Genomic DNA, 17,165 nt, shown 5'->3' on the forward strand with positions numbered 1-17,165 from the left:
GACGGAGCGATGCCGAGGAAGGTCTGGATCGCCCTCGCGATCGAGGTCGTGGTGTTCGCGGCGCTGCTGTTCGGCGCGGCGGGAACGCTGCGCTGGCCGGCCGCCTGGGCCTATCTGATCCTGTCCTTCGGCCTTGCCGTGCCGTTCTGCCTGTGGCTGGCGCGGCACGACCCGGCACTGCTGGAGGAGCGGATGAAGTCGCCGTTCCAGAAGGGGCAGCCGCTGTGGGACCGGATCCTGCTGCCGGTCCTGTTTGCGCTCTTCCCGCTCTGGCTGGTGCTGATCGGGCTGGATGCGGTGCGCTTCGGCTGGTCGGCGATGCCGGTCTGGCTGCAATGGGCCGGGGCGGCGGCGCTGATCCTGTCGCTCCTCGCCATGGGCCTCGTTTTCCGCGAGAACACCTTCCTGGCGCCGGTGGTGCGGATCCAGGAGGAGCGGGCGCACAAGGTGATCACGACCGGGCCCTATGCGGTGGTGCGCCATCCGCTCTACACCGCGGCGCTGGCCTGGTTCGCGGCGACGGCGCTGATGCTCGGCTCCTGGTGGGGCCTCGTCGCCTCCGTCGCCTTTACCGTCATCCTGGTGATCCGCACCGCGCTCGAGGATCGCGAGCTGCATCGCGGCCTGCCCGGCTATCCGGATTATGCCCGGCGCGTGCGCTATCGGCTGGTGCCGTTCGTCTGGTGAAGGGCCGCTACTCTGCGTGCTGCTCGATCACCCCCAGGAAGGCGTCGGCATAGCGCAGCAGCTTGGCCTGGCCGACACCGGGGATGGCGGCGAATTCGGTGATCGAGCGCGGCCTTGCATGGGCCAGCTCGGTCAAGGTCGCGTCGTGGAAGATGACATAGGGCGGCACGCCCTGCTCGCGCGCCAGCTCCAGCCGCTTCGCCCGCAGCGCCTGGAACAGCGACGCCTCGGCCGGGTCGTCCGGCAGCGCCCGCACGGTGCGGCTGCCGGCCTTGCCGCGCGCGGTCCGCTTCACCGCCTCGCGCCGCAGATGGATCTGTTTCTCGCCGCGCAGCACCTCGCGGCAGTCGGGCGCCAGATGCAGCCCGCCATGGCCCTCGGTGTCGACCACCAGCAGGCCGGCCGCCACCAATTGCCGGAACACCGACTTCCACTCCGCCTTCGACAGGTCGCGGCCGATGCCCCAGGTGCTCAGCCGGTCGTGGCCGAGCTGGCGGACGCGGTCGGTCTCGCTGCCGGTCAGCACGTCGATGACATGGCCGACGCCGAAGCGCTGGCCGGTGCGGTAGACACAGGACAGCGCCTTGCGCGCCAGCTCGGTGCCGTCGAAGGCCTCGACCGGCTCCAGGCAGGTGTCGCAGTTGCCGCAGGGCTGCGGCAGCGCGTCGGCGAAATACTCCAGCAGCACCTGGCGGCGGCAGCGGACCGTCTCGCAATAGCCGAGCAGCGCGTCCAGCTTCTGCCGGTCGATCTGCTTCTGCCGCTCCGGCGCATCGGAATCCGCGATCAGCCCCTGGATCTTGCCGACATCCTGGATGCCATAGGCCATCCAGGCGTCTGACGGCAGGCCGTCGCGGCCGGCACGGCCGGTCTCCTGATAATAGGCCTCGAGGCTCTTCGGCAGGTCGAGATGGGCGACGAAGCGGACATCCGGCTTGTCGATGCCCATGCCGAAGGCGATGGTCGCGACCATGACCACGCCGTCCTCCTTGAGGAAGCGGTCCTGGTTGGCGGCCCGCACCTCGCGGTCCAGCCCGGCATGGTAAGGCAGGGCCTCGATGCCCTCGCCGCGCAGCCATTCCGCCGTCGCCTCGACCTTGCTGCGCGACAGGCAGTAGACGATGCCGGCCTCGTTCGGATGCTCGCGCCGGATGAAGGAGAGGAGCTGCTGCCGCGGATTCTCCTTCGGCACGATGCGGTAGCGGATGTTCGGCCGGTCGAAGCCGGCGACGAAGATGCGGCCATTCTGCAGCTTCAGCCGCTCGGCGATGTCGCGCCGGGTCGGGCCGTCGGCGGTGGCGGTCAAGGCGATGCGCGGCACGCCCGGATAGCGCGTCGCCAGCATGTCGAGCTGCAGGTATTCCGGCCGGAAGTCGTGGCCCCATTGCGACACGCAATGCGCCTCATCGATGGCGAAGAGCGCCAGCTTGCAGTCGTCCAGCAGGTCGAGAAGGCCGTCGGTCAGCAACCGTTCGGGCGAGACGTAGAGCAGGTCGAGCTCGCCGGACCGCATCGCCCGGGTGATGCCGCGCGATTCGCCCGGCGGCAGGGCCGAATGCAGCGCCGCGGCGCGGACGCCGAGCTGGCGCAGCGTCTCGACCTGGTCCTGCATCAGCGCGATCAGCGGCGAGACCACGACGCCGAGCCCCGCCCGCACCAGCGCCGGCACCTGGTAGCACAGCGACTTGCCGCCGCCGGTCGGCATCAGCACCAGCGCGTCGCCGCCGGCCACGATATGGCCGACGATCTCCGCCTGCTGGCCGCGGAAGGCGGTGTAGCCGAAGATGTCGTGCAGAACGGAGAGCGGGTCGCGGGGCATAGAGCCGCTTATAGCGGCCCGCCGGGATCAGACCAAATACCGTTTGCGATCGGCCTTTGAACCACAACAGGTTGTGGTTTGGCAGTGTTCTGCATCCAGGCCTGCGACAGCCTGGGATGCGTCAGGCGGGCGCCAGATCCGGGGCCGTCGGGGGCGCCTCCGTCGGGACCTTCCGGCGCCGCGCCATCAGCAGGATGGTAAAGCCGGCGATCGTGGTCACGATCGGCAGCACATACATGACCGGCACCAGTTGCAGCGAATCGCGGGCCATGCCGGCGATGCTCATGGTCGTGGCCTGTACCGCGACGACGCCGATCGCAGCGACCAGGATGCGGCGGCCCAGGCCGCGGCGGTTGTAGTCGCCGCTCAGGAGGACGCCGAGGCAAAAGACGACATAGGCGAAGGGCAGCAGCGGGTCGGTGATGCGCTTGTGCCCTTCCATCACCAGCCGGCCGTAGTTCTTCTGGTCGCGCGGCGAATTCGGGTCGGGGTAGAGCAGGTCGGGCAGGAACCGCTCGGACGGGGCCCGGTAGCTGCGGGCCAGGTCCTCGGCGCCGGGTGTGTTCAGCGGCACGGTGTAGCTGTCGAAGGCCACCGGGTCGACCTTGCCGGTCTTGCGGTCGAGCTGCTGGATCACGCCGTCCAGCGCCACGATCCGCGGCCCGTCCTCGCTGTCCTCGACATAGCCGCGATCGGCGATGATGGTGACCGGCTGGGTCTCGTTGTCGGTGATGTGCACCAGGATGCCGCTCAGATCCCCGGTCACCGGGTTGCGGCTGCGCACGAACACCGTCTTGCTGTCGCCGATGGCGTTGAACTCGCCGGTCTGCAGGAAGGCGGCGGAGACGTCCGACTGGGCCATCGCCGTCAGGTCGCGGAACTCGCGATTGGCCACCGGCCAGAAATACAGCGTCATGCTGTAGCTGAGGCCGGTGATGATCAGCCCCATCAGCAGGCCGGGCAGGGCCAGCCGGATCTGGCCGATGCCGGCGCCGCGCATCACCAGCAGCTCGCCGTCGGCCAGCATCCGATTGTAGACGATCAGGCAGGCCGCCACCACGCCGACGGGCAGCACCGCGATCAGGAACTCCGGCATCGACAAGAAGACCAGCTCGAGGAACATGCCGACGCCGACGCCGCCGTCGACGATCAGCTGGATCAGCCGCATCGAGGTGGTGAGCATGATCGCGAAGACGAGAATCACGGTGGCGAGCACCGTGGCGACCGCGATCTGGCGGAACATGTAGCGGCTGAGAAGCGACATGGCCGCAGCTATACACGAGCCGGGGCGCCACGGCCATGTTGCCAAGCGTCGCGCCGGTGATCCAGAATGCGCCGGGCCGAAAAGCACGACAAATCAAGGCGCGAGGGCATGCGTGGCCAAGTTTCCATGCCGCTCGAGGAAACCCAGGGAAGCTGCTGAGAATGCTGAAAAACATCGATCCGATCATCACCCCGGATCTGCTGTATGTCCTGGCCGGCATGGGGCATGGCGACGACCTGGTGATCTGCGACACCAACTTCCCGTCCCGCTCGGTGGCGCAGCACACCATGGTCAAGACGCCGATCGAGCTGCCGGGCGTCAGCGCCGCCCGGGCGGTGCGGGCGATCCTGTCGCTGATGCCGCTCGACAGCTTCGTCGAGCATCCGGCGCGGCGGATGGAGGTGGTTGGGCAGCCCGATGAGATTCCGGAGGTGCAGCGCGAGGTCCAGGCCGAGATCGACCGGGCCGAGGGCCGGTCCTGGCCGATGGGGTCGATCGAGCGCTTCGCCTTCTACGAGGAGGCGAAGCGGGCCTATGCCGTGGTCCGGGCCGGGGAGGGGCGGTTCTATGGCTGTTTCCTGCTGAAGATGGGCGTGATCCCGCCGAAGTAGGAGCCGCCTCATGCGAGCCAGGATCGCCATTCAAGGCGTCTTCGTCGCCGACCTCGCCTTCCGCGCCGCCCGGCTGCCGGTGATGGGCGAGACTCTGCTGTCGCGGGGCTTCAAGCTCGGCCCGGGCGGCAAGGGCTCGAACCAGTCGGTCGCCGCGGCGCGGGCCGGTGCGGACGTCGCCTTCATCACCAAGCTCGGGACCGACCCGTTCGGCCAGATGGCGCGCGGCCTCTATGCCGCCGAGGGGATCGACGCCACCCATGTGCTGACCGACCCGGAGCGGCAGACCGGCGCCGCCTTCATCTTCGTCGACGGCAGGACCGGCGAGAACGCGATCATCATCGAGCCGGGGGCCGCGGCGGCCCTGACCGAGGACGAGATCGAAGCGGCGGCGCCGGCGATCGCCGCGGCGCGGGTCTTCGTCGCCCAGCTCGAGCTGCCGCTGCCGGTGGTGCGCCGCGGGCTGGAGATCGCGCGGCGGCACGGGGTGACGACGATCCTGAACCCGGCGCCGGCCATGGCGCTGCCGGACGATCTCTATCCACTGGTCGACTATCTCACCCCGAACGAGACCGAGGCGGAGAGCCTGGTCGATTTCGCGGTCGACAGCGGCCAGCAGGCGGCGCGCGCGGCGGAGGTGCTGCTGGGCAAGGGCGTCGGCACGGTGATCGTCACCCTCGGGGCCAAGGGTGCCCTGCTGAAGAGCCGGTCAGACACCGTGCATGTCCCGGCCTTCGCGGCCGGGGAGGTGGTCGAGACCGCCGGCGCGGGCGACGCCTTCAACGGCGGTTTCGCCCTGGCCCTGGCCGAGGGCCGGCCGATGGCCGAGGCGGTCCGCTTCGGCTGCGCTGTCGCCGGGATCTCGGTGACCCGAGCGGGCACGGCGCCGTCGATGCCGCGGCGCGACGAGGTCGAGGCGCTGCTGCGCCAGTCCTGATGCCGGCAAGTCCTTGATTGAGCCGTCATCGCGAGCCGCCTTCGCCGGCTCGCGAACGCGACACTTTCCTGCGGAGGCCGGGTCGCGGCCTGCCGTGCTGACTACCATTTTATGTAAAATGAAATAGAATATCCGGGAAATATCATGAGTAATTGAAAAGCGATGATTCCTGTTTTTCTGCATAAATTCTTATTTCTCTCCGAAATACGTGTTAGCCTTGTCAGAAGAGGCTTGAAGCCGTCAAGAGAACGGTGGCGTCTGGGGCTCCCAAATCCCTGGAGGAGTAGACAATGGCTTCCACAGATTCCTTGGATGGACTTCTCGACAGCGACGGCTTGCTTGGCGGATTGCTGGGTGGTCTTCTCGGCGAGGACGGCTTGCTGGGCGGCGTGGTGAGCGGCGTCGGTGGTCTGCTGGGCGGTGTTCTCGGCGGCGTCGGCGGGCTGCTCGATGGTGTCCTGGACGGGCTGCTCGGCGGCCTGCTCGGCGGCGGCCTCAGCGGCCTGCTCGGTGATCTCCTCGGCGGGCTCACCGATGCCGGCGGCCTGCTCGGCGAGTTGCTCACCCCCGACCTGATCGGCGGCGTGGTGTCCGGCCTGCTCGGCAATCTCGGCGGTCTGCTCGGCGGCGCGATCGGCGGCGTGCCGGTCGACGACCTGCTCGGCGGGCTGTTCGGCGACGGCGGTCTGCTCAGCGCCGATGGTGTGCTCGGCGGCCTGCTGGGCGAGGACGGGCTGCTGACTCAACTGGTCGAGGTGGTGCAAGGCTCCGGCGACCTGGTCGGTTCGCTGCTCGACCCCAACGGCCTGCTCGCCAATGTGGTCGACATTGTCGGCGGCCTCGGCGACAGCCTGGTGGGCGAGGGTGGGCTCGTCACCAGCCTGATCGGCGGCGTGCTGGGCGATGTCGGCGGGCTGTTCGACGACCTGAGCGTCACCGGCATCATCGGCAACCTGTTCGACGCGGACGGCCTGATCGGTGGCCTCCTGGCCGAGGCGGGCGTTGGCACCGATGTCGGCGAGATCATCGGCGGGATCTTCGATCAACTGCCGGGGCTGGACGTGCTCGACGGCCTGCTGACCGACGGCATCCTCGGCGGTCTGCTCGGCGACGTGCTGGGCCCGGACGGCGGCGGCCTGACCGACCTGCTGCTCGGCGCCCTCGGCGCCCTCGGCGCCCTGTCGCCGGATGTCCTGATGCAGAACGTGATCGACAGCGGCGGCGTGTCCGGCCTGCTCGAGAGCGTGCTCGGCGGCGCCGCCGGTGTGCTCAACACGCTTCTCGGCGACGTGCTCGGCGGGGCGCTGAACGGCAGCCTGCTGCAGGGCGACGGCGGCCTGATCGGCAACTTCTTCAGCGAGTTCGGTATCCTCGGCGGCGACCAGCTCGGCCTGCGCAACGCGCTCGGCGACGGGCTGATCGGGGACGTGTTCAACACGCTGCTGGATGTCGGCGTGCTGGCCATCGGCGGCGAGGTGATCAAGGTCGCCGGCCCGCTGGCCATCGCCGGCACGGTGGCCGACCTTCTGGCCGGCGACGACGGCCTGTTGCACGGCGTGGCGCCCGAGGCGGTGATCAACCAGTTCTTCGGCGAGAACGGCGTAATCGGCGCCGCGCTGGAGAGCCTGATCGGCGGCGTCAACGGTCGGGACGGCCTGCAGGCCGTGCTCGATATGAGCGTGATGAACATCTCCGACGTGGTCCAGGACCTGAAGGAGGTGATCGCCGAGTTCCAGGACATCGGCGGCGGGGTGCCGCAGCTCGATGCCCTGATCGCCCTGGCCGGAACGCTCGAGGAGGCTGCCGAGACGTCGGCGCAGGTGTTCACCGATCTGCATGCCTCGATCCGTGACGTCAACGACATCCGGGTCGGCACCGCCGGTGCGGACACGATGAACGGCTGGCTCGGCAATGATCAGATCGACGGCGGCAGCGGCAACGACCAGCTCTCCGGCGGCACCGGCGAGGACCTGCTGAAGGGCGGCGCCGGAGCCGACAATCTCAAGGGTGGGCTGGGCCAGGACGTGCTGATCGGCGGCGCCGGCACAGACATCATGAGCGGCGGTGACGACGCCGACATGTTCCGTTTCGCCGCCGCGTCGGAAAGCACGGTGGGTGGCGGCCGGGACATCGTCTACGACTTCATCCGCGTCGAGGGCGACAAGATCGACCTCTCCGCGATCGACGCGAACGCCGCCGTGGCCGGCAACCAGGCCTTCACTTTTATCGGCGACCAGGCCTTCCACAATGTCGCGGGCGAGTTGCGCTTCGTCGTCGGCGAATTCACCAGCGGCAGCGTGGTCGGTGATACCAACGGCGATGGCCGGGCGGATTTCGAGATCTTCGTCCGGACCCACACCGTCCTGGAGGCGTCCGACTTCGTGCTCTGACCGGTCTTCCGGTCCTCGCGGCCGCGCGGCGCTTGTCGCCGCGCGGCCTTTTTCTTGGGCGGAGCGGATCCGGACCGCCCCGGTTGACGGCCGCGGCCCGACAACCTATTTCTCAATCATCATGAGAACACCGTGGACGAACCCGATAGCGGCGCGTCGAACGCCGCTTCAGCCCCGGGGCTGCTGACCTCGGGGGCGGTGCCCCCGTGGTTGGGCCGCCCCGTCCGTCCGTTCTCGCCTTCGTCGCACCGCGCGACCCGTTTCCCACCTTTTCCAAAGTTTTCCGCGTCCCGGCAGCCATGCGGCGCCGGTCGCAGCCAAGGCCTTCGGGGCGTGATCCCCGAAACGGGCCGTCAGAAGAAAGGAAAGTCGGCATGTCCCGCAGAAGCCTGCCCAAGCGTCCGGAAATCCACGTCACCGCCGGCGACTATGATCGCCTCGCGGCGCTGGCCGACGCCGCGGCGGATGCCTTCCCGGCGGTCGCCGACTTCCTCGCGGCGGAGCTCGACCGCGCCCAGATCATCGACGCGACCGCGGCCAAGGGCGTGGTCCAGATGCACTCGACCGTCACCTATCGCGACGACGAGACCGGCGAGGAGCACACCGTCGCCCTGGTCTATCCGGAGGAGGCCGACATCGAAGCCGGCCGCCTGTCGGTGCTGACCCCGGTCGGCGCCGCGTTGATCGGCCTGCGCCGCGGCCAGACCATCACCTGGATCACCCCCTCCGGCAAGCCGCGCAACCTGACCGTGATCCGGGTCGAGCCCGCGCGGGCGGCCGCCGCCTGATCGCAGGTCAGTCCCGGAGGCCCGCCACCAGCCCGGCCAGATCGTCCATATGCGGGCAGATCAGCCGGGCGCCGGCGGCGCGCAGCCGGTCGGCATGGCCGTCGCGGATGTGGCGGCCGCCCAGGAAGCCGATCACCGTCATGCCGGCGGCGACACCGGCCGTGGTGCCGGTGACGCTATCCTCGATCACCAGACAGCGGCCGGGCTCGACGTCGAGGCGCGCGGCCGCGTGCAGATAGAGGTCCGGCGCCGGTTTCGGCCGCGCCACCGCCTCCGGGGTATAGACATGCTCGCCGAACAGGCGGGTCAGGCCAGCGATCTCGAGCGAGCGGCGGACCCGGTCGGCATGGCTGTTCGAGGCCACCGCCATCGGCAGGCCGAGGCCTGCCAGCGCCACCTGCACCCCGGGGATCGCATCGAGGCCGAGCGCCAGCGCGTCGTCGATCACCTGCGCCATGCGCGGGCCGATATCGTCCGGGAACACGGTGCCGAAGCGCGCCGCCACCTGGCGCACAATGTGCATGTCCGGCGTGCCGACCAGCTGCTCCACCAGCTCCTCGACCGGCGCCCGCGGCTCGTGCCGCGCGATCAGCTCGGCCACCGCGCGACAGGCGATGATCTCGCTGTCGACCAGCACCCCGTCGCAATCGAAGATCACCGCCGAGATGCCGCCGGCCGCGGGGGCGGGCGCGGCATTCCGCACGGGGTCGACGGTGTCCATCAGATCCTTCTCCCTTCGGTTCCGCCGGTTGCGCTGGCGGGGTGACTCACCATAACGTACGACAAGTCAGCAAAGCCGCGCGACAGGCAGCGGCGATGGGAGGCAGCGACGTTGCGGGAGCCGATCAAGCACGCCTTCATCTGGCCGGCCTTCCTCGTCGTCCTGCTGGTCGGCATCTTTCCCCTCATCTATTCGCTGACGATCAGCTTCCAGAGCATGCGGCTGGTGCCGCCGCTGCCGCCGCGCTTCGTCGGGCTCGACAACTACGCCTCGCTGCTGGCCAATCCGCGCTTCTGGACCACCGTGCGGACGACCGCGACCGTCGTCTTCCTATCGGTCTCGATCCAGTACGTCCTCGGCTTCGCCATCGCGCTGGCGCTGCATAGCAAGATTCCGGGCGAACGTCTGTTCCGCGTCGGCTTTCTGCTGCCGATGCTGATGGCGCCGATCGCGGTGTCGCTGGTCGGCCGCATGCTGTTCCATTCCACGGTCGGGCCGGTGAACGACATGTTCACCCAGTTCGGCCTGCCGAACCTGCCGTTCCTGACCAATGCCACCTGGGCGCTGGGCACCATCATCGCGGTCGAGGTCTGGCAGTGGACGCCCTTCGTCATCCTGATGATGCTGGCCGGGCTGCAGAGCCTGCCGCAGGACGTGTACGAGGCGGCGCAGCTCGAGAACGCCAGCGCCTGGCAGCAGTTCTGGGGCATCACCTTCCCGATGCTGCTGCCGATCTCGGCCGCGGTCGTCTTCATCCGCATCATCGAAGGCTTCAAGATCATCGACACGGTCTTCGTCCTGACCGGCGGCGGCCCCGGCGTCTCGACCGAGACCCTGACCCTGTTCGCCTATCAGGAAGGGTTCAAGAAGTTCAACCTCGGCTACACCTCGGCGCTCAGCTTCCTGTTCCTGATCGTGATCGTCGTCTTCGGCACGGTCTATCTCGCGATCCTGAAGCCGCATCTGGAGAAGCGGCGATGACTCCCTCGCGGCCGAGACGCAGCTTCGTCTTCCTGCTCTGCCTGGCCTGGTTCCTGGTGACGCTGTTCCCGATTTACTGGGCGCTGATCACCTCGTTCAAGCCGCCGGTCGCGGTCAGCGGCGGGCCGACCTACCTGCCCTGGATCGACTTCGAGCCGACGCTGCAGGCCTGGATCGACGCCTTGACGGGCGTCCGCGGCAACTTCATCACGCCCTTCGTCAACTCCACCCTGATCGGGTTGTCGGCGACGGTGCTGTCGGTGGCCCTGGGGTCGATGGCGGCCTATGCGCTGGTGCGGTTTCCGTTCCAAGTCCGCCTCCTGGCCGGGGTCGCCTTCGCCGCGGTCGCGATCGGCGGCTTCCTGCTGCTGTCGAACGCCCTCGGCCTGACCCGGCTGCAGGCGCTGGGCGGCGCCCTGGTCGCGGCGCTGCTGGTGTCGGTGCCGCTCAACGCGCTGCGCCTGCCCGGACCGGTGCTGGGCAATGACGACGTCGTGTTCTGGTTCGTCAGCCAGCGCATGTTCCCGCCGATCGTCACCGCCTTCGCGCTCTATCTCCTCTATTCCGAGGTCGGCAAGGCCGGCCTGCCGCTGCTCGACAGCTATTGGGGCATGACGCTGTGCTACACGGCGTTCTCGCTGCCGATCGTGGTCTGGCTGATGCGCGACTTCTTCCAGGCGCTGCCGGTCGAGATCGAGGAGGCGGCGCTGGTCGATGACGTGCCGCGCTTCCGCATCTTCCTCGAGATCGTGCTGCCGATGGCGCGGCCCGGTCTGATCGCCACGTCAATGATCACGCTCAGCTTCGTCTGGAACGAGTTCCTCTTCTCGCTGTTGCTGACCGCCGGAAGCTGGCAGACCCTGCCGATCATGCTGTCGGGGCAGAACTCCTATCGCGGCGACGAATGGTGGGCGATCTCGGTCGCCGCCATGATCTCGATCGGGCCGATGATGGTGATGGCGATTCTCCTGGCCAGGCTGATGCGATCCGGCCTGCTGCTGGGCAGCATCCGATGATCGCGATTCAGGGAGGAACAACGATGAAAAACATGCTTCTCGCTGCCGCCGGCGCGCTGGCGCTGACCGCGGCGCTCCACGGCCCCGCCGCCGCGGCCTGCGACCCCGACTATTCCGGGGTGACCCTGACCGCGGGCTCGCAGACCGGTCCGTTCATCGCGCTGGCGCTGCAGATGGCGGCCAAGACCTGGGAGCAGAAGACCTGCGGCAAGGTCAACGTGGTCGAGTTCCCGTTCGGCGAGCTCTATCCGAAATACCTGACGGCGATGACCGCCGGCGAGTCGACCTTCGACGTCATCACCTTCGCCCCGGCCTGGATGCCGGACTTCGCGCCCTATCTGTCGGAGATGCCGGCGTCCGTGCGCCAGGGCAAGGACTGGGAGGACATCGCCCCGGTCTATCGCGACCGGCTGATGGTATGGGACGGCAAGCACCTGTCGCAGACGATCGACGGCGACCTGCACACCCTGTCCTACCGCAAGGACCTGTTTGACGACCCGAAGGAGAAGCAGGCCTTCAAGGCCAAGTACGGCTACGACCTGGCCCCGCCGAAGACCTGGAAGGAATATTACGACATCGCGGAGTTCTTCACCCGGCCCGACCAGAAGCTATGGGGCACGGCAGAGGCGTTCCGGCGCGGCGGCCAGCAATTCTGGTTCTTCTTCACCCACGCCGCCAGCTACACCAACGATCCGCAGAACCCGGGCAGCATGTTCTTCGATCCGGAGACGATGGACGCGCAGGTCAACAACCCCGGCTGGGCCAAGGCGCTGGAGGACTACATCAAGTCGGTGAAGTTCTCGCCGCCCGGGGCGCTGAACTTCTCCTCCGGCGACATCCGCACCGCCTTTTCCGGCGGCCAAGTGGCGATGAACTTCGACTGGGGCGACACCGGCGTGATCGGCGCCGACAAGACGCAGAGCAAGGTGGCCGGCCATGTCGGCTCGGCCCTGACCCCCGGCTCGACCGAGATCTGGAATCACAAGACCAAGGCCTGGGACAAGTTCGACCAGCCGGTATTCTCACCTTTCATGGCGTATGGCGGCTGGCAGGCGGCCGTACCCTCGGCCGGCAAGAATGTCGAAGCCGCCTGGAACTACGTCGAATGGGTCTCGAACCCGGAGAACAGCGGCATCGCCACGGTGACCGGCGGTTCCGGCGTCAACCCTTACCGCCTCAGCCATTTCGCGCCCGACCGCTGGCTCGAAAAGATGACCAAGCAGGAGGCGGACGAGTACCTGGCGGCGCAGCGAGGCAGCCTCGAGGCCAAGAACGTGGCCCTCGACATGCGCCTTCCTGGCTACTTCTCCTACACCGAGGTGCTGGAGATCGAGCTGTCCAAGGCGCTGGCGGGCGAGGTGACGCCGCAGCAGGCGCTCGATTCGATCGCCGAGCAGTGGAACAAGCTGACCGACGAGTTCGGCCGCGACACCCAACTCGCCGCCTACCGCGCCTCGATGGGGCTGCCGCCCCTGCAGAAGTAGGCCCGAGGCGTAGGGACGAGGCCGCCCCGCCGTCATCCGGCGGCGGGGCGGCGCCCGCCGAAGCCCCAGAGACAAGGACATCATGGCCCGCGTCAGACTCGAAGCCGTCACCAAGGCCTATGGCGACGTGCCCGTCATCCCGTCGCTCGACCTCGAGATCGCGGACCGCGAATTCGTCGTGCTGGTCGGGCCCTCGGGCTGCGGCAAGACCACGACGCTGCGCATGATCGCCGGGCTGGAGGCCGCGAGCGGCGGCACCATCCGGATCGGCGACCGCGACGTCACCCAGCTGCGCCCCGGGCTGCGCAACTGCGCCATGGTGTTTCAGAACTACGCCCTGTATCCGCACATGACGGTGCGCGAGAACATCGGCTACGGCATGAAGGTGCGGGGCGAGCCGAAGGCGGCGATCGACGCCAAGATCAAGGAGGCGGCACGCATCCTCGGCCTCGATCCCTATCTCGACCGCCGGCCGAAGCAGCTCTCGGGCGGCCAGCGCCAGCGCGTCGCCATCGGCCGCGCCATCGTCCGCGACCCGGACGTGTTCCTGTTCGACGAACCGCTGTCCAATCTCGACGCCAAGCTGCGGATCGAGATGCGGGCCGAGATCAAGGCGCTGCACCGGCGGCTTCGGACCACCATCGTCTACGTCACCCACGACCAGGTCGAGGCCATGACCATGGCCGACCGGGTGGTGGTGATGAACCAGGGCCGGATCGAGCAGGCGGCCGAGCCGCTGACGCTCTATGAGCGCCCGGCCAACCTGTTCGTCGCCGCCTTCATCGGCGCCCCCAGCATGAACTTCCTGCCGGCGACGCTGGTCGCCGAGGGCGGCCCGCCGGGGCTGCGGCTGGAGGACGGCACGATGCTGCCGGTGCCTACCGCCAAGCAGGCGGCGCTGGCCGGCCGCAACGGCCTCGCCGTCACCATCGGCCTCCGGCCGGAGCATGTCGCGGGCGGCGCAGCCGGGCCGGTGACGCTGCCGATCTTGCCGCGGGTGATCGAGCCGCTCGGCGCCCACACACTGATCCTTGGCGAGGTGGCCGGCAGCAAGTTCACCGCCCAGGTCGACGCGCATTTCCCGGTGCAGCCGGACGAGCCGGCGACGATCAGCCTCGACCCGGACCGGCTGCACCTGTTCGAGACGGCGAGCGGACAGGCGGTGTGAGGCGTCAGGCCGGTGCCGTCTTCCGGGCGATGAAGATTGTTTCGCCCCGCATCAGCGCATGGCGGTGGACGAACGGCTCCTTTGCCGTGATCTCCTCCAGCCGGAACCCGGCATCGCTGATCCGCCGTCGCACGTCATAGCCGAAAACGCGGACATGGTCGGCCTGTCCGAAGTGGAGCAGGCGATCACGCGGGTCGACAACGGCTGGATTCTCATAGGTTTCCGGCCACCCCGGCACATTGGGGAAGGACAGCACGGCCAGTCCGTCTGGCGTAAGGATGCGATGAATCTCCGACAGCGCCCTGCGGTCATCCACATGCTCCAGCACGTGGTTGCATATCACCATATCGACGGATTCCGACGGAAGGTCGATCTCCTCGATATTGAGAACGATATCCCCGGCGCCGGGCCGAAGATCGGCGGAGCGATAGGACTTCGCCGTCTGCTTCAAGAATGCCTGCAGGACGCTTTCGGCCGCGAAGTGAAGAACGGACGACCTTTGGATGGTCGACTCATTGTCCTTGAACCAGAAGAACAACAGCCTGTGCCGTTCGAGGCTGCCACAGCTCGGACACCGGGCATCGTATCGTGGTGGCAAGCCGGCGGCCCTGAAAAGGCCCGTGTAACCGCAGATATTGCAGGTCCGTCTGTGAACGCCGACAAGATGATACACTATCGCTGCCAGATATCGGGCATTTCCGACATACCATCTCAACGCGTTCGGCACTCTCACCGTATTCGGCATCAGCTCACTCCCCCGATAGAGCTCGCCCCATCTTAGCAGGCCGAAGGCATCTGGACATGCCCTGGTCGCGACGATGTCAGTCCTTCGGCTTGCCGTAGATCCCGCGCAGGAAGAAGTCCCACACCGCGTAAACCAGGGCCGCGCCCCACAGGAACAGCCACAGCCGATCTCCGAGCCACAGGAGCTCGGCCGCCAGGGCGGCGATCAGGAAGACCACGATCAGCAGCCGGACCCAGAGGGGTTCGAGCCAGGGATGGGCTTGCGGCGTCGGCATCGTCTCGAGCACGTCGGCAGGGCAGGGGGCGGCGAGAGTGGCACGGACTGCGTCCGGCATCCAGCCTGTCGCGGCGTTCTGCGCTCCACGGCACCGTGGGATGACTGGCTGGAATAGGTTTTTGTGCGCGATTCCAGTGTCTTGGCACTCTCCAGCAGGGAGTGCCAAAAATTTTTCGGAAGGTTCTTGAAGCCGATTTTCGGCCTTCCTATGTCGGCCTCTGTTGGGCCGGCGCTCCTGCATTTCAGCGGCGCAGCCCATGATCATACGACGCTATTGGCAAGACAGGAGTCCGCAATGACGTTCCGTCCGCTGCACGATCGCGTGGCCGTCCGGCGCCTCGACCAGGAGGAGAGGACCAGGGGCGGCATCATCATTCCCGACACCGCCAAGGAGAAGCCGCAGGAGGGCGAGGTCATCGCCGTCGGCCCAGGGGCGCGGGATGAGCAGGGCCGGCTTGTGCCGCTCGATGTGAAGGTCGGCGACCGGGTGCTGTTCGGCAAATGGTCGGGCACAGAGGTCAAGCTCGACGGGCAGGAAATCCTGATCATGAAGGAAAGCGACATCTTGGGTATTCTGGAGGGAGCTTCGCTGAGGAAGGCCGCCTGATCCACCCGCGTGGTCGCGTATCATTGAGGAGGGATGAGCATGGCTGCCAAGGATGTGAAATTCTCCACTGACGCGCGCGAGCGGATGCTGCGCGGCGTCGAGATCCTGGCCGATGCGGTCAAGGTCACGCTCGGCCCGAAGGGCCGCAACGTTGTGCTCGACAAGTCGTTCGGCGCGCCGCGGATCACCAAGGATGGCGTCACCGTCGCCAAGGAGATCGAGCTCTCCGACAAGTTCGAGAACATGGGCGCGCAGATGGTGCGCGAGGTCGCGTCGAAGACCAGCGACATTGCCGGTGACGGCACCACCACCGCGACCATCCTGGCCTCGGCGATCGTCAGGGAAGGCGCCAAGGCCGTCGCCGCCGGGATGAACCCGATGGACCTGAAGCGCGGCGTCGACAAGGCGGTCGAGGCGGTGGTCGCCGAGCTCGCGACCAAGGCGCGGAAGATCACGCGCAACGACGAGATCGCCCAGGTCGGCACCATCTCGGCCAATGGCGACGCCGAGATCGGCAAGTTCCTGGCCGAGGCGATGCAGAAGGTCGGCAACGAGGGCGTGATCACGGTCGAGGAGGCGAAGAGCCTCGACACCGAGCTCGAGATCGTCGAGGGCATGCAGTTCGACCGCGGCTATGTCTCGCCCTATTTCGTCACCAATCCGGAGAAGATGCGGGTCGAGCTCGAGGACGCCTACATCCTGATCCACGAGAAGAAGCTGTCCTCGCTGCAGGCGCTGGTCCCGCTGCTCGAGGCGGTAGTGCAGTCGGGCAAGCCGCTGCTGATCATCGCCGAGGATGTCGAGGGCGAGGCGCTGGCCACCCTCGTGGTCAACAAGCTGCGCGGCGGCCTCAAGGTCGCGGCGGTCAAGGCCCCGGGCTTCGGCGACCGCCGCAAGGCGATGCTCCAGGACATCGCCATCCTGACCGCCGGCCAGGCGATCTCCGAGGATCTCGGCATCAAGCTCGAGAACGTCACCCTCGACATGCTGGGCCGCGCCAAGCGGGTGGTGATCGAGAAGGAGAACACCACGATCATCGACGGCGCCGGGTCCAAGGATGAGATCCAGGGCCGCTGCAACCAGATCCGGGCGCAGATCGAGGAGACCACCTCGGACTACGACCGCGAGAAGCTGCAGGAGCGTCTGGCCAAGCTGGCGGGCGGCGTCGCGGTGATCCGCGTCGGCGGCGCCACCGAGATCGAGGTGAAGGAACGCAAGGACCGGGTCGACGATGCGAGGCACGCGACCAAGGCCGCGGTGGAAGAGGGCATCCTGCCGGGCGGCGGCGTCGCCCTGCTGCGCGCGGCCAAGGCGCTCGACGGGCTGAAGCCGGACAATGACGACCAGCGGACCGGCATCGACATCGTCCGCCGGGCGCTGCAGGCGCCGGCGCGGCAGATCGCGCTCAATGCCGGCGAGGACGGGTCGCTCGTGGTCGGCAAGGTGCTGGAGGCCAAGGACCACGCCTTCGGCTTCGACGCCCAGACCGGCCAATACGGCGACATGTACGCCAAGGGCATCATCGACCCGGCCAAGGTCGTGCGTACGGCGCTGCAGGACGCGGCGTCGGTCGCCGGGCTGCTGATCACCACCGAAGCGATGGTCGCCGAAGTGCCGAAGAAGCCGGCGGCCGAGACCCCGATGCCCGGGGCCGGCATGGATTACTGAGGC

Annotated in this window: 16 protein-coding genes; 11 read left to right on the top strand and 5 right to left on the bottom strand. The window is 67.8% G+C overall.

Features of this window, described 5'->3' with window-relative positions; genetic code table 11:
• Nucleotides 1-9: 9 nt before the first annotated feature.
• Nucleotides 10-687, top strand: a complete 678-nt coding sequence (locus tag KXR53_RS15605) for a methyltransferase family protein (protein WP_437376148.1) — start codon at nucleotides 10-12, stop codon at nucleotides 685-687.
• Between the two features lie 7 nt (nucleotides 688-694).
• Here the strand turns inward: KXR53_RS15605 and recQ are convergent, their stop codons facing one another.
• The gene (recQ, locus tag KXR53_RS15610; protein WP_437376149.1) at nucleotides 695-2,506 is read right to left on the bottom strand and encodes a DNA helicase RecQ; all 1,812 of its coding nucleotides are present in this window, start codon (nucleotides 2,504-2,506) and stop codon (nucleotides 695-697) included.
• A 121-nt stretch (nucleotides 2,507-2,627) separates the two neighbouring features.
• Nucleotides 2,628-3,770 carry an LptF/LptG family permease gene (locus tag KXR53_RS15615; protein WP_437376150.1) on the bottom strand — a complete coding sequence of 381 codons (1,143 nt, stop codon included), beginning with the start codon at nucleotides 3,768-3,770 and terminating at the stop codon, nucleotides 2,628-2,630.
• Nucleotides 3,771-3,931: 161 nt separating this feature from the next.
• Between KXR53_RS15615 and KXR53_RS15620 the strand changes: the two genes are divergently transcribed.
• The 4 genes from KXR53_RS15620 to rnk all read left to right on the top strand — a co-directional run bounded on the left by KXR53_RS15620 (nucleotide 3,932) and on the right by rnk (nucleotide 8,496).
• On the top strand, nucleotides 3,932-4,381 hold the full coding sequence (locus tag KXR53_RS15620; protein ID WP_437376151.1) for an RbsD/FucU family protein: 450 nt from the start codon (nucleotides 3,932-3,934) through the stop codon (nucleotides 4,379-4,381).
• 10 nt (nucleotides 4,382-4,391) lie between these two features.
• Entirely contained in the window at nucleotides 4,392-5,318 is a 927-nt protein-coding gene (rbsK, locus tag KXR53_RS15625; RefSeq protein WP_437376152.1) for a ribokinase, read from the top strand.
• Nucleotides 5,319-5,608: 290 nt separating this feature from the next.
• The gene (locus KXR53_RS15630; protein WP_437376153.1) at nucleotides 5,609-7,708 is read left to right on the top strand and encodes a calcium-binding protein; all 2,100 of its coding nucleotides are present in this window, start codon (nucleotides 5,609-5,611) and stop codon (nucleotides 7,706-7,708) included.
• 374 nt (nucleotides 7,709-8,082) lie between these two features.
• Complete coding sequence (gene rnk / locus KXR53_RS15635) at nucleotides 8,083-8,496, top strand: nucleoside diphosphate kinase regulator (protein ID WP_437376154.1); 414 nt, start codon at nucleotides 8,083-8,085, stop codon at nucleotides 8,494-8,496.
• Between the two features lie 7 nt (nucleotides 8,497-8,503).
• Here the strand turns inward: rnk and KXR53_RS15640 are convergent, their stop codons facing one another.
• The gene (locus KXR53_RS15640) at nucleotides 8,504-9,217 is read right to left on the bottom strand and encodes an HAD family hydrolase (protein WP_437376155.1); all 714 of its coding nucleotides are present in this window, start codon (nucleotides 9,215-9,217) and stop codon (nucleotides 8,504-8,506) included.
• A 111-nt stretch (nucleotides 9,218-9,328) separates the two neighbouring features.
• On the opposite strand from KXR53_RS15640, the gene KXR53_RS15645 reads away from it, so the two are divergent.
• The 4 genes from KXR53_RS15645 (at nucleotide 9,329) to KXR53_RS15660 (ending at nucleotide 13,866) form a co-directional block, all read left to right on the top strand.
• Nucleotides 9,329-10,198 carry a carbohydrate ABC transporter permease gene (locus tag KXR53_RS15645; RefSeq protein WP_437376156.1) on the top strand — a complete coding sequence of 290 codons (870 nt, stop codon included), beginning with the start codon at nucleotides 9,329-9,331 and terminating at the stop codon, nucleotides 10,196-10,198.
• Nucleotides 10,195-11,214, top strand: a complete 1,020-nt coding sequence (locus KXR53_RS15650; protein ID WP_437376157.1) for a carbohydrate ABC transporter permease — start codon at nucleotides 10,195-10,197, stop codon at nucleotides 11,212-11,214. Before KXR53_RS15645 ends, KXR53_RS15650 begins: the two co-directional genes overlap by 4 nt.
• A gap of 23 nt (nucleotides 11,215-11,237) precedes the next feature.
• On the top strand, nucleotides 11,238-12,698 hold the full coding sequence (locus KXR53_RS15655; protein ID WP_437376158.1) for an extracellular solute-binding protein: 1,461 nt from the start codon (nucleotides 11,238-11,240) through the stop codon (nucleotides 12,696-12,698).
• An 82-nt stretch (nucleotides 12,699-12,780) separates the two neighbouring features.
• Nucleotides 12,781-13,866: an ABC transporter ATP-binding protein gene (locus KXR53_RS15660; protein WP_437376159.1), complete on the top strand. Its 1,086-nt coding sequence runs from the start codon at nucleotides 12,781-12,783 to the stop codon at nucleotides 13,864-13,866.
• 4 nt (nucleotides 13,867-13,870) lie between these two features.
• Here the strand turns inward: KXR53_RS15660 and KXR53_RS15665 are convergent, their stop codons facing one another.
• Both KXR53_RS15665 and KXR53_RS15670 read right to left on the bottom strand, forming a co-directional pair.
• Entirely contained in the window at nucleotides 13,871-14,404 is a 534-nt protein-coding gene (locus KXR53_RS15665; RefSeq protein WP_437376160.1) for a class I SAM-dependent methyltransferase, read from the bottom strand.
• 283 nt (nucleotides 14,405-14,687) lie between these two features.
• Nucleotides 14,688-14,945, bottom strand: a complete 258-nt coding sequence (locus tag KXR53_RS15670; protein ID WP_437376161.1) for a hypothetical protein — start codon at nucleotides 14,943-14,945, stop codon at nucleotides 14,688-14,690.
• A 237-nt stretch (nucleotides 14,946-15,182) separates the two neighbouring features.
• On the opposite strand from KXR53_RS15670, the gene groES reads away from it, so the two are divergent.
• Nucleotides 15,183-15,494, top strand: coding sequence for a co-chaperone GroES (gene groES / locus KXR53_RS15675; RefSeq protein WP_437376162.1), 312 nt, complete (start codon nucleotides 15,183-15,185; stop codon nucleotides 15,492-15,494).
• A 39-nt stretch (nucleotides 15,495-15,533) separates the two neighbouring features.
• Nucleotides 15,534-17,162, top strand: coding sequence for a chaperonin GroEL (gene groL / locus KXR53_RS15680; protein ID WP_437376163.1), 1,629 nt, complete (start codon nucleotides 15,534-15,536; stop codon nucleotides 17,160-17,162).
• Nucleotides 17,163-17,165: the final 3 nt, after the last annotated feature.

Source organism: Inquilinus limosus, from assembly GCF_051487185.1.
Lineage (GTDB): Bacteria > Pseudomonadota > Alphaproteobacteria > DSM-16000 > Inquilinaceae > Inquilinus > Inquilinus limosus_F.